Below are 12,255 nucleotides of genomic sequence, written 5' to 3'. Positions count from 1 at the left end.
AGGCCGAGCAACACGCGGCAATTGTTTCCCGCTACCGAGCCGGAGAGAGAACTCATGAAATTGCTGCGTCCTGTGGCATCTCCGAGCGCTCGGTCCGTCGAATCTTGCAGCGAAGCCGCGAACGCAATCGACGTGAAGGTCGGAACTGGAAAGCAACAACTGATAGGCCGTAGAAGCACGTGATTGCTGCGTATGCAGCTCTCTATTCCTACCCTGTGACAGGCATTTCAAAATGGCATTGCGTGCATTTCAAATCTTCCGAGCTGGAACATGGAACTCTCAGTCTGGCTCGGTCACCATCGACAAGCGGGCCGTCACCGCCGTTGCCCTCAACTATAGCCAAGCGGTAAAGGCTGCCCCCTTGGTGCTCGGTCACCCTGAGGTCGAGACGAACACCTATGGTCAGGTGCGAGGCTTGGCTGAAATGGATGGCGAGCTCTACGCCTTTGCCGATGTGGATGACAGCCTGATCGGCTCGGTGCGAACTGGCTCCTACAAGAGCGTCTCAGCCTCGATTTACCTTCCCAACTCGCCAGGCAACCCCATGCCGGGTACCTACTACCTCCGGCATGTCGGCTTTCTGGGTGCTCAAGCCCCCGCTGTAAAGGGAATGCAGCCGTTGAGCTTTGCAGAACCTGCGCATGGCGGCACTCCCTCTGTTGCGAACTTCTCCGCACCCATCGGGTACCAGGTTGATCGTGCACAGATGCAGTTGTACGAACTGGCGCGTGATGTGCAACACGCCAACCCATCTATCGGCTTTATCCAAGCCGCGATCATGGCCCAAAAGGCCATTCAACGATAAGAGGTCCCCATGAACACCATCACGGAAATCCAGTCCAGCATCGAAAGCCTGGGCGCGATCAAAGAGAAAATCACTGCCGCCGTTTCTGAGCGCTACCAGCGCTTGGAGGTGCTGGCCGGGGAAAGGGGCAGGATCGTCTCGCAGCCCGTGTCGCGCAGGGACTACACGACGCTCGTGTGGCGCATGCTGGATCTGAAGGCTGATCACTATCGTCAGAGGCTCACCGATGAGCTCAGGAAATCCATCTTTGGGAACGGTGACCCCGGCCAGATGAAGGCCACTGTAGGGTCGGCCATGCGGGTCAACACGATGAAGCCCGACGATATGCTTGGCATCCTGCCGGGACAGCTGCGCGGAGCGGTCTACGGCGGTGATTTTGACAGGGAGCCGCTCACCCAGCTTGCCGCTACCTACTTCCTCCTGGATGAGATGAAGCTGGCGACTGCCGACGCCCTGGATGGCATCGCAAATTGGCCCAAGGCCCTCCCGCTCAAGGCTTCGCTGGCGAAGATCGGCGAGATTGATCGGGAAATGCTCAGCATTGAGTCCGAGCTGGAGTTGCTGAAAAAGGATGCGCACCGCATCGGCCTGACCCTGCCACCGAAGCCGGTGAAGGTGGAGCCGATCCAGCCGGGTAGCTGGGAGTGGTTGAATCAGCTGACTGAGAGCGTGGAGCGTCGCCGGCGACAGGAGGCGATTGACGATCCCCTGCGCGCTCGGTCAATCGTTGTGCGGGATGGCGTCAGGGGCTGGATGCGCATGAATCTGGAAACCGGCCAGGAAGAGTTTGTTCCCGAGCGCTGAGCCAGGCGCTAACGGACAAGCGGTGCGTGTCCGTGGGCCTCGGCCTCAACAACGACCGCAGGGTGGGCTGCTCTTCCGGCCGTTGGCCGTTCGCCAGATTCTCCGAGGGCGAAGTCACGGGGCGGTGACCACCCAACCCCAGAGCTGTTGCATGTGCAGCCTCGGGGGTGTAATGTCTGTCCCGTCGCCCCACATGGGCGTCCGGGATTGCAGTCCCATCAACCTGAGGCGCATAAAGCGCCCATCGCCCGATGAAGGCGCTTTTTTGTTGTCCCGCATCGGGCGGGGGCGGCCAGTCAGTTTTATGGCGGGCGGTGCGCGGGGGTCGAAAGACCCACCGGTCCTCAGGCCGGTACTGCAACCGTGCATCGTCCGCCACCATGATTGCAGTCCGGGTGGCGGTCACTCACAGACCTGAGGACCCGACAATGAACATGACCAATTCCGCCAGCCAGCCCCCTTCCCGCTCGCTCAAGCTGGCAGCATCCCAAGCCCATGATGACCTTGACACCATTGCCGGAGCGCTGAATGGCCTGCGCGACGCGCTGGAAGTCCGGGGCAACAACGACGCCATCAACCGGGATAACCTGGCGATGCTCTTCCACGCCACTGAGGCACGCAACTTGCCGGAGGGCGTCAGTGATGAGGGGATTGGCGAGGCCCGCGCTGCGATCATCGACCTGATCAGCCCCGAGGCCAACTTGAACGGCATCTCTCGCGCCCGTGTGTGGTCGCTGGTCTGCCTGCTGGCCAAGCTGCAAGAGGTTGCCGTCCACCGGCTCGGCGAGATCGTGCACGGCCATCCAGCTCTGGATGCTTGACCGCCCTATTCGGTCCACAGCAGCCTCAACCTGACGCCCCGGCCATCCGGGGCGTTTCTGCATCTGCAAATTCGTTACACGCTACGCAATCTGCGGCAGCATCCATTTATCGCGCATTCCACGCCCCATTTATCGCGCGCCGTTACAGGCGATGGCAGGGCCCGGGCAATAGCCTGCCCATCCCCAACCCATTCCGAACAATGCCGCGCCCAGCACGAGGCGTACATCGACACCGCGCGCAGCGGGCAGTTGGAAGCCCGTTGCGCATGACGGCCGCGGGCGCCGCAGCACCCAGCGCTGGCCGACCGCGCTGACCAGCAGTGCCGAGGCCAGCACCCAGGCCAAGGTGGGATCGAAATCGCCGGCGATGTCGAGGAAACCGAGGACGCGGCGCGGATCGGTCATGCCGGCCAGCGCCAGGCCCGCGCCGAACAGCGCCCCTGCCGCGCCGGCGGCCACCATCACGCGGCTCATGCGAAGCCGCCGCCATGACGGATCAGGAATGTGGTCAACATTGCGCAGGCCATGAACACCACCACCGCCAGCAGTGACCGCATTGAGCCGCGGGCCAAGCCGCACACCCCATGACCACTGGTGCAGCCGTTGCCCAACCGCGTACCGAATCCGACCAGCAGGCCGGCGCCAACCAGCTGCCACGCCGGCAAGGCGTCACGCAACAGGTCGCGGGGCGCTTGGCCTGGCACGGCCTGCCAGTACAGCACACCCCCGCCAGCGGCAAGCAGGCCGAGCAGGAATGCCCAGCGCCAGCCGCGATCGCCCGGCGTTGCGCGCACGCTGCCAGCGGCGATGCCGCTGATGCCGGCTACCCGGCCCGTGGTTGCCAGCAACACCACCGCCGCCGCACCGATCAATGCGCCCCCCGCGACGGCGGCCCACGGCACGGTCATGACCTGCCTCCACTTGTTCCGTTCATTCGCTTGCCTTTTGAATTAGATTTGTCTAAATTAGCTTCTTCTAAAACAAAAGGTCAACCATGACCCGCATCGAGCTCGACAGTGCCGCGATGGCCGGGCATGCCGCCCAGGCCGCTGCGCTGCTCAAAAGCCTGGCCCATCCTGCACGGCTGCGCGTGCTGTGCCGGTTGGTTGAAGGCGAGGCGCCAGTACCGGAACTGCAGGCACTGACCGGGCTCAGCGCATCAGCGCTGTCCCAGCATCTGGCGGTGCTGCGCGGACTTGGCATCGTCGCGACCCGGCGCGAAGCGCAGGCGATCCACTACCGGGTGGTGGAAGGGCCGGCGCTGGGCGTATTGCAGGCGTTGCACGCCGCCTACTGCGGAAATGCAGCGCGCTGAACCTTCCACGCGGGTTCAACCTGCGTGCAGCACCGGTTGCACGACCTGATCGAGCAGATCCACCGGGGTCGGCGCCGACAGGTCACCATGCAACGCGCGGGTGAAACCTGACCAGTCGCTGGAAGACAGTTGCCGCAGCAGCGCCTCCTCCACCGGCAACGCGCGCATCGACCAGTACGGAAACTGGCGCTGGCCGAGGCGGCCACGCGCCAGTTCGATGATGTCGATATGGCTACCGGCCTGCAGGATGCGTTCGTACACCGAATCGATACCATCCGGCGGCCCTTCGATGTACTGCAGGAATCGCCCGCCGTCATGCAGCAGCACACCGGTCACGCCCGCCATCTTGTTGAAACGGGCTGCATCATCGACCAGCGCCCGCAGCCGTTCAGCGGAAAGATCCGGCAGCGCCTGGCTGACGTAGGCGATGGCACGCAGTGGCATGGCGCTTCCTTGACAAGATGTACAGCCACGGTAGCAGCTGCGGACGAGTCCGTCTCAGTGCCCGCGGGTGTTTCCTGAAGAATTCAGGTAGCGGCCGCCGGCAGCGCCTCTACGCGCCTCGGCAACCGGGCTTCGAACACCACCTGACCGGCTTCATTGCGCGCTGCGATATGCCCGCCGTGCGCGCGCACGAACTGATCGACGATATACAGGCCCAACCCCAGGCCATTGCTGGGATGGAAGCTGGCCTTGAACGGCTCGAACAGGCGCGGCAGCAGCGCGTCGTCGATCCGTCCCGCGTTGCTCACCCGCAGCAGCACGCTGCGCGGATCACGGCCGTCCACCTCCACCCGCGCCTCACTGCCATGGGTGAGCGCATTGCCGATCAGGTTGGCGGCAACCTGTCCCAGCCGATCCAGATCACCCTGCAGGCGGGTATCGCCCAGCATATCCAGATGCACCCGTGCGTGGCCGTGGGCGCTGCCCGCTTCGGCCACCACCGCACGCGTGACCTCGGCAAGATCACAGGCGCTGGCCTGCAGGCGCAGCCCGCCGCTGCGGATCCGCGAAAAGTCCAGCAGCTGCTCGACCATGCGCGCCATGCGCAGCGTGCTGGCCTCCAGGTGCTTCAGGGTCTGCTGCGCGCCGTCATTGCCCGCAGGAAGCTCCAGCGCCAGCTTGTCGGCACACAGCAGGATCGCCGACAGCGGCGTGCGCAGATCGTGGGTGAGCACCGCCGCCATCGTCTCGTTGAGCTTGAGCGAGCGCTCCAGCGCCTCGTTGCGCGCCTTCAGCAGCTGCCGCTGCTGGTACAGCTCGATGAAGACATTGACCTTGCTCAGGATCACCTGCGGCGCCACCGGCTTGTGCAGGAAGTCGACCGCGCCGGTTTCGTAGCCCTTGAACGCGCGCAGCGGGTCGTCCGGCGAGGCGGTCAGGAAGATGATCGGCACATCCCGGCTGCGGTGTGAACCGCGCATCAGCTCGGCCAGGGTGAAGCCATCGATCTCCGGCATGTGCACGTCCAGCAGGGCAAGCGCCACCTCATGCTCGAGCAGCAGTTCCAGCGCCTGCGCGCCCGAGCCCGCCAGCAGCAGGTTCACGCCTTCGCGCTGCAGCAGCGCCTGCATGGCCACCAGGTTCTGCGGCACGTCATCGACGATCAGCAGGTTGACCGGGGTCTGCGACTGCGCAGGGTCCGGCGGCAACAGGTTCATGCAAACAGCTCCTTCAGGCGACGGCACATCAGTTCGAGGGGCAGCACGGCATCGGCGCCGGCGTGCTGCAGGGCGGAGGCCGGCATCATCGATGCCTCGGCCTCCTCGGGACATTGCAGCCAGGCGCGGCCGCCGGCGGCGCGCACCGCGGCCACCCCTTCACTACCATCGCTGCTGGCACCGGTCAGCAGCAGGGCCAGTACCTGCGCGCCGAACACGGCCGCAGCCGACTCGAACAATGGATCGATGGCCGGGCGGGAAAACAGCACCGGTGCGTCCACCGACAACGCCAGCGAACCGGCGTCTTCCACCAGCAGGTGATAGTCCGGTGGCGCAAAGGTCACCGTGCCAGGCTGCAGCGGCTGCTTGTCTTCGGCCTCGCGGACCGGCAGCGCGCAGTACGGCGCCAGCACGTCGGCGATGCGGCTGCTGCGATCGCGCGGAAGGTGCAGCACGGCCAGCACCGGCGCCGGCAGAGCCGCAGGCAGCGCACCGAGCACCGCCTGCAGGGCCGCGACGCCCCCCGCGGAGGCCCCGATCACCAGCACGGCCGGTCGTGTCGGCGGTGCCATCAGGCAACCTTCCGGTACAGGCGATGCTCCCGCGAGCAGGTCTCGAACGCGCCGTGGTGGCGCCCGAACTGCAGCGACTCCTTGCTGCCCAGGCCAAGGAATCCGCGATGCACCAGCGCTTCACGGAACAGGCCCACCGCGCGGTCCTGCAGATCGCGGTTGAAATAGATCAGCACATTGCGGCACGACACCAGATGCACCTCGGAGAACACGGTGTCGGTGGCCAGGCTGTGGTCGGCGAACACCACGTTGCGGCGCAGCTGGCGATCGAACACCGCGCCATCGTAGGCTGTGGCGTAGTAGTCAGACAGCGAGGCGCTGCCACCGGCCGCCAGGTAGTTCCGGCTGAACTGGGCCATCCGGTCGATGCCATAGGCGCCGGCCTCGGCGGTGGCCAGGGCTGCCGGATTGATGTCGGTGGCGTAGACGATGCTGCGCTCCAGCAGGCCTTCCTCGTGCAACAGGATCGCCAGCGACCACACTTCCTCGCCGGTACTGCAACCGGCCACCCACAGCTTCACCGACGGGTAGGTGCGCAGCACCGGCACCACCTGCTCGCGCAGCTCACGGAAATAGGCCGGGTCGCGGAACATCTCCGAGACCTGCACGGTGAAGAACTGCATCGCCTGCGCGAACAGGTCCGGCTCGTGCAGCAGGCGGTGCTGCAGGTCGGCCAGCCGCTCGCACTCATAGCGCTGCATGGCCTGGCGGATCCGCCGGCGCAGCGACGACACCGCATAACTGCGGAAATCGTAGTGGTAGCGCTGGTAAAGCGCTTCCAGCAGCACCTTCAGCTCGAGGTCGAACAGGGCCTGCTCGTTCATTGCCGCGAGCACCAGACCCGGCACAGCGAGACCAGCTTGTCGACGTCGATGGGTTTGGCGATGTAGTCGTTGGCGCCGGCCTGCAGGCAGCGCTCACGGTCGTCCGGCATGGCCTTGGCGGTCAGCGCGATGATCGGCAGGTCCCGCAGGTGGCGCTGCGCGCGGATTTCGCGCATCGCAGCAAGGCCATCCTTCTCCGGCATCATGATGTCCATCAGCACCAGGTCGACCTCGCGCTCGGCCAGGCGATCCACCGCTTCCTGGCCATTGCGCGCGATCTCCAGCGTGACGCCGAGGGGTTCGAGCACGCTGGACAGTGCGAAGATGTTGCGCACGTCGTCCTCGGCCAGCAGCACCGTCCGACCGTCGAGCACGGTGTCGCGACGGCGGGCCTCGCGCAGCAGGCGCTGCTGGTCGCTGGGCAGGTTGGCCTCCACGCTGTGCAGGAACAGGGTCACCTCGTCCAGCAGGCGCTCGGGCGAACGCGCGCCCTTGATGATGATGCTCTTGGAATAGCGGCGCAGTCGCTGCTCTTCCTCGCGGCTGAGTGCGCGGCCGGTATAGACGATCACCGGCGGGAAACCGACATCGTCGTTGCCGGCCATGTGCTCGAGCAGGTCGTAGCCACTGCCGTCGGGCAGCGACAGGTCCATCACCATGCAGTCGAACGTGACCGTACTGAGCTGTTCCAGTGCGCCGGCCAGGGTGCCTACGGCGACGATCTGCAGCTGGTCGCGGCCCAGCAACAGTTCCAGGTTGTGGCGCAGCTCGTTGTCGTCCTCCACGATCAGCAGCCGCCGCATGTCGCGCTGGCTGGTCTGTTCCAGCTGTTCGATGGCCGTCACCAGCCGCTCGCGCGTGGTCGGCTTGATCGCAAAACCGATCGCGCCCAGCTCACGCGCCACCTGGCTGCGGTCCGTGGCCGAGACCACATGCACCGGGATGTGGCGCGTGTCCGGGTTGCGCTTCAGGCGTTCCAGCACGCTCAGGCCCGACACGTCCGGCAGGCCGATATCGAGCAGGATGCCGTTCGGCCGCAGTTCGCTGGCCAGCGCCAGCGCCTCTTCCGCCGTGCCCGCCACCACGCAGTCGAAGTCCAGTTCATGGGCCAGCGCCACCAGCGCTTCGGCGAACGTGGCATCGTCCTCGACCGCCAGGATCAGGCGCCCGGCACGCTGGCGGCGACCGCGGTCGTCGGCTACGCCGGCCATCGCAGTGACCGGCGCTGCCGCGGTCGCAGCGCGTGCGGGCGCGGCCGGCAGCACGGCCGGCGCCGTCGGCGGCGCAGCCACGGGAACCTCGGCAGCGTCGGCTGCGCTCGCCGCGGGCGCACCCTGCAACGGCAGCTCCAGGATGAAGCAGCTGCCGCGCCCGGGCTCACTGTCGACCTGGATGCCGCCGCCCATGCGCTCGGCCAGATCGCGCGAGATCGACAGGCCCAGGCCGGTGCCGCCGTAGCGACGGCGGGTGCTGCCATCGGCCTGGCGGAACGCTTCGAAGATGACGTCCAGCTGCTCGCGGGCAATGCCGATGCCGGTGTCACAGACCTCGAACCGGATGCGACCGTTGCCGCCGGCACGCACGTGCAGGCTGACCTTGCCATGCTCGGTGAACTTCACCGCGTTGGCCAGCAGGTTCTTCAGGATCTGCTGCAGCCGCTGGCTGTCAACCACCATCTGGGTCGGTGCCAGGGCGTCGGCTTCGATCTGCAGGGCCAGGCCCTTCTGCCGCGCCATCGGCTCGAACGTCTCGCGCAGGCGCTGCAGCGCGCTCTCGACCACCACCACTTCATCGGACAGTTCGACATGACCGGCCTCGATGCGCGACAGGTCGAGGATGTCGTTGATCAGCGCCAGCAGGTCGTTGTTGGACGACAGGATCGCACGCGCGTACTTCACCTGTTCCTCGGTCAGCGTGCCGTCCTTGTTGTCGGCCAGCAGCTTGGCCAGGATCAGCGAGCTGTTCAGCGGCGTGCGCAGCTCATGCGACATGTTGGCCAGGAATTCGGACTTGTAGCGCGAGGTCGCCGCCAGCTCGTTGCTGTTGCGCACCAGCTGGCTCTGCGCAACCAGCAGTGCCTGCTTCTGCGCCTCCAGCTCGTGGGTGCGCTCTTCCAGCTGCACGTTGCTCTGTTCCAGCTCAGCCTGCTGTTCTTCCAGGTGGCTCTGCGACTGCAACAGGCTGCGGCTCTGCTCTTCCAGTTCCTCGTTGGCCACACGCAGCTCTTCCTGCTGGGCCTGCAGCTCCTCGCCCTGGCGCTGCGACTCTTCCAGCAGCACCACCAGCTGCGCACGCAGCAGCGATGCGCGCAGTGCCATGCCGATGGTGTCGGCGCAGCGCTCAAGCAGCTCGCGATCCAGATCACGCTGTTCACCCGCCCGCGCGCGGCCCAGCTCGATGACACCGACCACCGTACCATCGCTGCTGATTGGCGCCAGGATGCGCTCGCGCACCGGCAGCCGGCCCAGGCTGGTCTGCAGTTCGAGCACGGCAGCGTCTTCGCCGTGCAGGTGGCGGATGCGTTCGTCCCGCGCAACCTGCCCGGCCAGTCCTTCGTGCAGGGCCAGGGAGGCCGGCGTCCCAGTGGGCAGCGCCACGCCACCGGTCAGCTGCAGCCGGCCGCCGTCCAGGCGATAGACCGCACCGACCTCTGCATCCAGCTGCCCGGCCAGGCTTGCTGCTGCCGCCTCGGCGATCTGCTCCGGCCCAAGGTCACCGCGCAGGCTCAGCGCCACCGCGTTCTCGGCCTCCTGCAGCCAAAGCGCGCGCATCGCCTGGCGCCGGGCCTGGATCGCGCGCGAGACGATCAGTGCGATCATCAGGAAGGCGCAGCCACCGACGGTACGGTTGACTAGCGAGAACGACGAATTGTTGCTGGCTGGCGCAACGTTGAAGCCGATCACCAGCAGGACACAGGCGATCATCGCGACCACGAACGGCGCGCGTGCACTGCGCTGGAACACCGTCACGCCGACCGCGAGGAAGTAGGCCAGCCATACCGCATAGCCGAGCGGGACGACCAGTTCCAACACGATGGTCGCGGCCAGCAGCACGGCGGACGTCATCCAGATCCAGCGGTCACGCGTAGTCGCACCAGGACGCATGCAGGTCGGTTCCAGAAGGCAAAGGGTGGAAGATGGTACTCCGTGTCGCATTCAGCCGCACAGGACAAATGGCACGTGTCAGGTGTGCACGCATCCTTCACACTTGAGTGCCTAGCTTCACGTCCCTCACAGGGGTAACACTTATTTACACGTGGACGCAGCCGCTTCTACGACGTCCGTGCTGACGGACCCTTCCCGACAACTGCGACTGCTGATCGACAGCGTGCGCGACCATGCGCTGTACCTGCTTGATCCTGAAGGCATCGTGTGCAGCTGGAACCCGGGCGCCGAACGTATCAAAGGCTATTCAGCCGATGAAGTGGTGGGAACGCACTTCAGCCGCTTCTACCTGGCCGCCGACCGCGAGGCCGGCGAACCGCAGCGCCTGCTTCGCGTCGCAGCGCAGCAGGGGCATGTCGCCAGTGAGGGCTGGCGCGTTCGCCGCGATGGATCGTCGTTCCGCGCCAGCGTGGTCATCGAACCGGTCGTGGAAGCCGGCGAACTGCTCGGCTTCGTCAAGATCACCCGTGACATCACCGAGCAGTGGCAAGCGCAGCGGCTGCTGCGCGATGCCCAGCGTGCGCTGCGCAATACCCAGCAGTTCGAGACGGTTGGCCGGCTCAGCCGCGGCCTCTCACATGAGTTCAACAACCTGCTGACCACCATCGGCAACGCCCTGGACCTGCTGTCGCTGCGTGTCAGCAGTGACGATGCACGCGCAGCCGAGCTGCTGGATGCCGCGCAGGCAGCCACCGACCGCGGCGCGCTGCTGACCCGCCAGCTGCTGGCCTTCAGCACCGGCCAGACCCTGATCCGGGAATCGGTGGACATCAATGCACTCGTACGGCAGTGGCTGCCGGACCTGCAACGCGCCTGCCCGCCCACGGTGGTACTGGATGCCGATCTCACCCCGGGCCTGCCGCAGGTGAGCACCGATGCGATGCAGCTCCAGACCGCCCTGGCGAACCTGGTGGCCAATGCCGTGGAGGCCACCGCCGATGGCGGCCGCATCCTGATCGGCACCGCGTTGGAACATCGCCTCGATCCGGATGCGGACACCATGCTGCAACGCGGCTATGTCACCCTCAGCGTCTGCGACGAAGGCCACGGCATGGCCGCCGACGTCGCCGAGCGGGCCAGCGAGCCCTTCTTCACCACCAAGGACATCGGCAAGGGCAGCGGCCTGGGCCTGAGCCAGGTGTTCGGATTCACTACCCAGAGCGGCGGCTTCGTCGATGTGTCCACCACGCCCGGTGTCGGCACCACGGTCAGCCTGCTGCTACCCGCAACCGAGGAATTTACCCATGACCGATGACCCGATCCGCGTACTGATGGTGGAGGACCAGAACGATCTGCGCGAGATGATCGGCATGGCCCTGCGCGATTTCGGCATCGAGGTGTCCACCACCGCCGACGGGCATGAAGCGGCTGCGTTGCTGAAGGGCGACGCACGCTTCGACGTGGTGTTCAGCGATGTCAGCATGCCCAACGGCATGTCCGGCATCGAACTCAGCGAGCACGTCGCGCGTGAGCAGCCGCATGCACGCATGATCCTGTCCTCCGGCTATGCGCGTTCGCAGCTGCCGCCGCTTCCGGAGCAGGTGGAGTTCCTGCCCAAGCCCTATCGCCTGCGCCAGCTGGTTGAACTGCTCAGGCAGGACTGAAGGCGTACCGGCCTGCGTGGCCATGCTCAGCGCCGGGCCCGCTGCATGAACAGCAGCGCCGGCGTGGATGCAGTGTTCACCGGCTCGAAGCCGAGGGTCCGGTACAACGCAACTGCGGCGGCATTGTCCCGATAGACCCGCAAGGTCAGCCGTTCAACGGCATCAGACTGGAACGCCTGCTCGATCAGCGCCTGCACCAACCCACGCCCGAGACCGCGGCCCCGCGCCTGCGGGGCAACCAGCAGACGGCCCAGATGCATCGTACCCGGCTGGGTGCGCCAGGCCTGGCCGAAACCCACGCGCACGCCGTTTTCTGCCAGCAGCAGCCATCCTGGGCGTTCGCGCAGCTGCAATACCTGCTCGAACTGCTCGGGTCGCAGTGGATAGGGTACGCCCGGTCCAGCCCAGCGCAGCGTGCCTGCGGCCGAATCCAGCCACCCGGCGATGAGCGCGTAGTCGTGGGGTTGCACGGGCTGCAGGCGGTGGTCCATGGCGGCCGGATCGAGGTGAGGCGCCAGCATATCCGAGTGACCTCGCGGGCAGCGCGCGGACGTGGCGCCGCGAACATGGTGACCCCGGCCCGATTCGAACGGGCGACCTTCCCCTTAGGAGGGGGACGCTCTATCCAGCTGAGCTACGGGGCCATGCAGCCGGGAAGTTTACAGGCAACGTGCCCTGCCCTCCA

Annotated in this window: 12 protein-coding genes, 1 tRNA gene and 2 pseudogenes; 6 read left to right on the top strand and 9 right to left on the bottom strand. The window is 66.1% G+C overall.

Annotated elements, in window-relative coordinates; genetic code table 11:
- Nucleotides 1-232 precede the first annotated feature (232 nt).
- The 3 genes from ROV93_RS03960 (at nucleotide 233) to ROV93_RS03950 (ending at nucleotide 2,430) form a co-directional block, all read left to right on the top strand.
- Nucleotides 233-805 carry a hypothetical protein gene (locus ROV93_RS03960; protein ID WP_051924758.1) on the top strand — a complete coding sequence of 191 codons (573 nt, stop codon included), beginning with the start codon at nucleotides 233-235 and terminating at the stop codon, nucleotides 803-805.
- 9 nt (nucleotides 806-814) lie between these two features.
- Nucleotides 815-1,609, top strand: coding sequence for a hypothetical protein (locus ROV93_RS03955; RefSeq protein WP_038646116.1), 795 nt, complete (start codon nucleotides 815-817; stop codon nucleotides 1,607-1,609).
- Between the two features lie 428 nt (nucleotides 1,610-2,037).
- Entirely contained in the window at nucleotides 2,038-2,430 is a 393-nt protein-coding gene (locus tag ROV93_RS03950) for a hypothetical protein (RefSeq protein ID WP_024957167.1), read from the top strand.
- Nucleotides 2,431-2,577: 147 nt separating this feature from the next.
- Here ROV93_RS03950 and ROV93_RS03945 read toward each other — a convergent pair.
- Both ROV93_RS03945 and ROV93_RS03940 read right to left on the bottom strand, forming a co-directional pair.
- Nucleotides 2,578-2,904 (bottom strand): annotated as a pseudogene (locus ROV93_RS03945) (DUF6691 family protein); the annotation flags it as partial.
- A pseudogene (locus ROV93_RS03940) lies at nucleotides 2,901-3,344 on the bottom strand (hypothetical protein); the annotation flags it as partial. The pseudogenes ROV93_RS03940 and ROV93_RS03945, both read right to left, overlap by 4 nt.
- Before the next feature lie 80 nt (nucleotides 3,345-3,424).
- On the opposite strand from ROV93_RS03940, the gene ROV93_RS03935 reads away from it, so the two are divergent.
- The gene (locus tag ROV93_RS03935; protein ID WP_072169056.1) at nucleotides 3,425-3,745 is read left to right on the top strand and encodes a metalloregulator ArsR/SmtB family transcription factor; all 321 of its coding nucleotides are present in this window, start codon (nucleotides 3,425-3,427) and stop codon (nucleotides 3,743-3,745) included.
- A 15-nt stretch (nucleotides 3,746-3,760) separates the two neighbouring features.
- Here the strand turns inward: ROV93_RS03935 and ROV93_RS03930 are convergent, their stop codons facing one another.
- The 5 genes from ROV93_RS03930 to ROV93_RS03910 all read right to left on the bottom strand — a co-directional run bounded on the left by ROV93_RS03930 (nucleotide 3,761) and on the right by ROV93_RS03910 (nucleotide 9,906).
- On the bottom strand, nucleotides 3,761-4,189 hold the full coding sequence (locus tag ROV93_RS03930; protein ID WP_005416313.1) for a BLUF domain-containing protein: 429 nt from the start codon (nucleotides 4,187-4,189) through the stop codon (nucleotides 3,761-3,763).
- 83 nt (nucleotides 4,190-4,272) lie between these two features.
- Complete coding sequence (locus ROV93_RS03925) at nucleotides 4,273-5,406, bottom strand: hybrid sensor histidine kinase/response regulator (protein WP_072169055.1); 1,134 nt, start codon at nucleotides 5,404-5,406, stop codon at nucleotides 4,273-4,275.
- Nucleotides 5,403-5,978, bottom strand: coding sequence for a chemotaxis protein CheB (locus ROV93_RS03920; RefSeq protein ID WP_053499917.1), 576 nt, complete (start codon nucleotides 5,976-5,978; stop codon nucleotides 5,403-5,405). Before ROV93_RS03920 ends, ROV93_RS03925 begins: the two co-directional genes overlap by 4 nt.
- A complete protein-coding gene (locus ROV93_RS03915) occupies nucleotides 5,978-6,802 on the bottom strand; it encodes a CheR family methyltransferase (protein WP_053499919.1) in 825 nt (274 codons plus the stop codon). Before ROV93_RS03915 ends, ROV93_RS03920 begins: the two co-directional genes overlap by 1 nt.
- Nucleotides 6,799-9,906 carry a response regulator gene (locus tag ROV93_RS03910; RefSeq protein ID WP_088497308.1) on the bottom strand — a complete coding sequence of 1,036 codons (3,108 nt, stop codon included), beginning with the start codon at nucleotides 9,904-9,906 and terminating at the stop codon, nucleotides 6,799-6,801. Before ROV93_RS03910 ends, ROV93_RS03915 begins: the two co-directional genes overlap by 4 nt.
- Before the next feature lie 178 nt (nucleotides 9,907-10,084).
- Between ROV93_RS03910 and ROV93_RS03905 the strand changes: the two genes are divergently transcribed.
- Nucleotides 10,085-11,221: a PAS domain-containing sensor histidine kinase gene (locus ROV93_RS03905; RefSeq protein ID WP_072168927.1), complete on the top strand. Its 1,137-nt coding sequence runs from the start codon at nucleotides 10,085-10,087 to the stop codon at nucleotides 11,219-11,221.
- Entirely contained in the window at nucleotides 11,211-11,570 is a 360-nt protein-coding gene (locus ROV93_RS03900) for a response regulator (RefSeq protein WP_069139920.1), read from the top strand. The genes ROV93_RS03905 and ROV93_RS03900 overlap by 11 nt, the downstream gene beginning before the upstream one ends.
- Nucleotides 11,571-11,596: 26 nt before the next feature.
- Here ROV93_RS03900 and ROV93_RS03895 read toward each other — a convergent pair whose 3' ends face one another.
- Complete coding sequence (locus ROV93_RS03895; RefSeq protein WP_072168928.1) at nucleotides 11,597-12,061, bottom strand: GNAT family N-acetyltransferase; 465 nt, start codon at nucleotides 12,059-12,061, stop codon at nucleotides 11,597-11,599.
- A 76-nt stretch (nucleotides 12,062-12,137) separates the two neighbouring features.
- Nucleotides 12,138-12,214, bottom strand: a tRNA-Arg gene (locus tag ROV93_RS03890).
- Between the last annotated feature and the right edge of the window lie 41 nt (nucleotides 12,215-12,255).

The sequence above is a fragment of the Stenotrophomonas maltophilia group sp. msm4 genome, assembly GCF_032025605.1.
Classification (GTDB): domain Bacteria; phylum Pseudomonadota; class Gammaproteobacteria; order Xanthomonadales; family Xanthomonadaceae; genus Stenotrophomonas; species Stenotrophomonas sepilia.
Note: the sequence above shows the minus strand (reverse complement) of the source record. Positions and strands in the feature narration are given on the sequence as shown.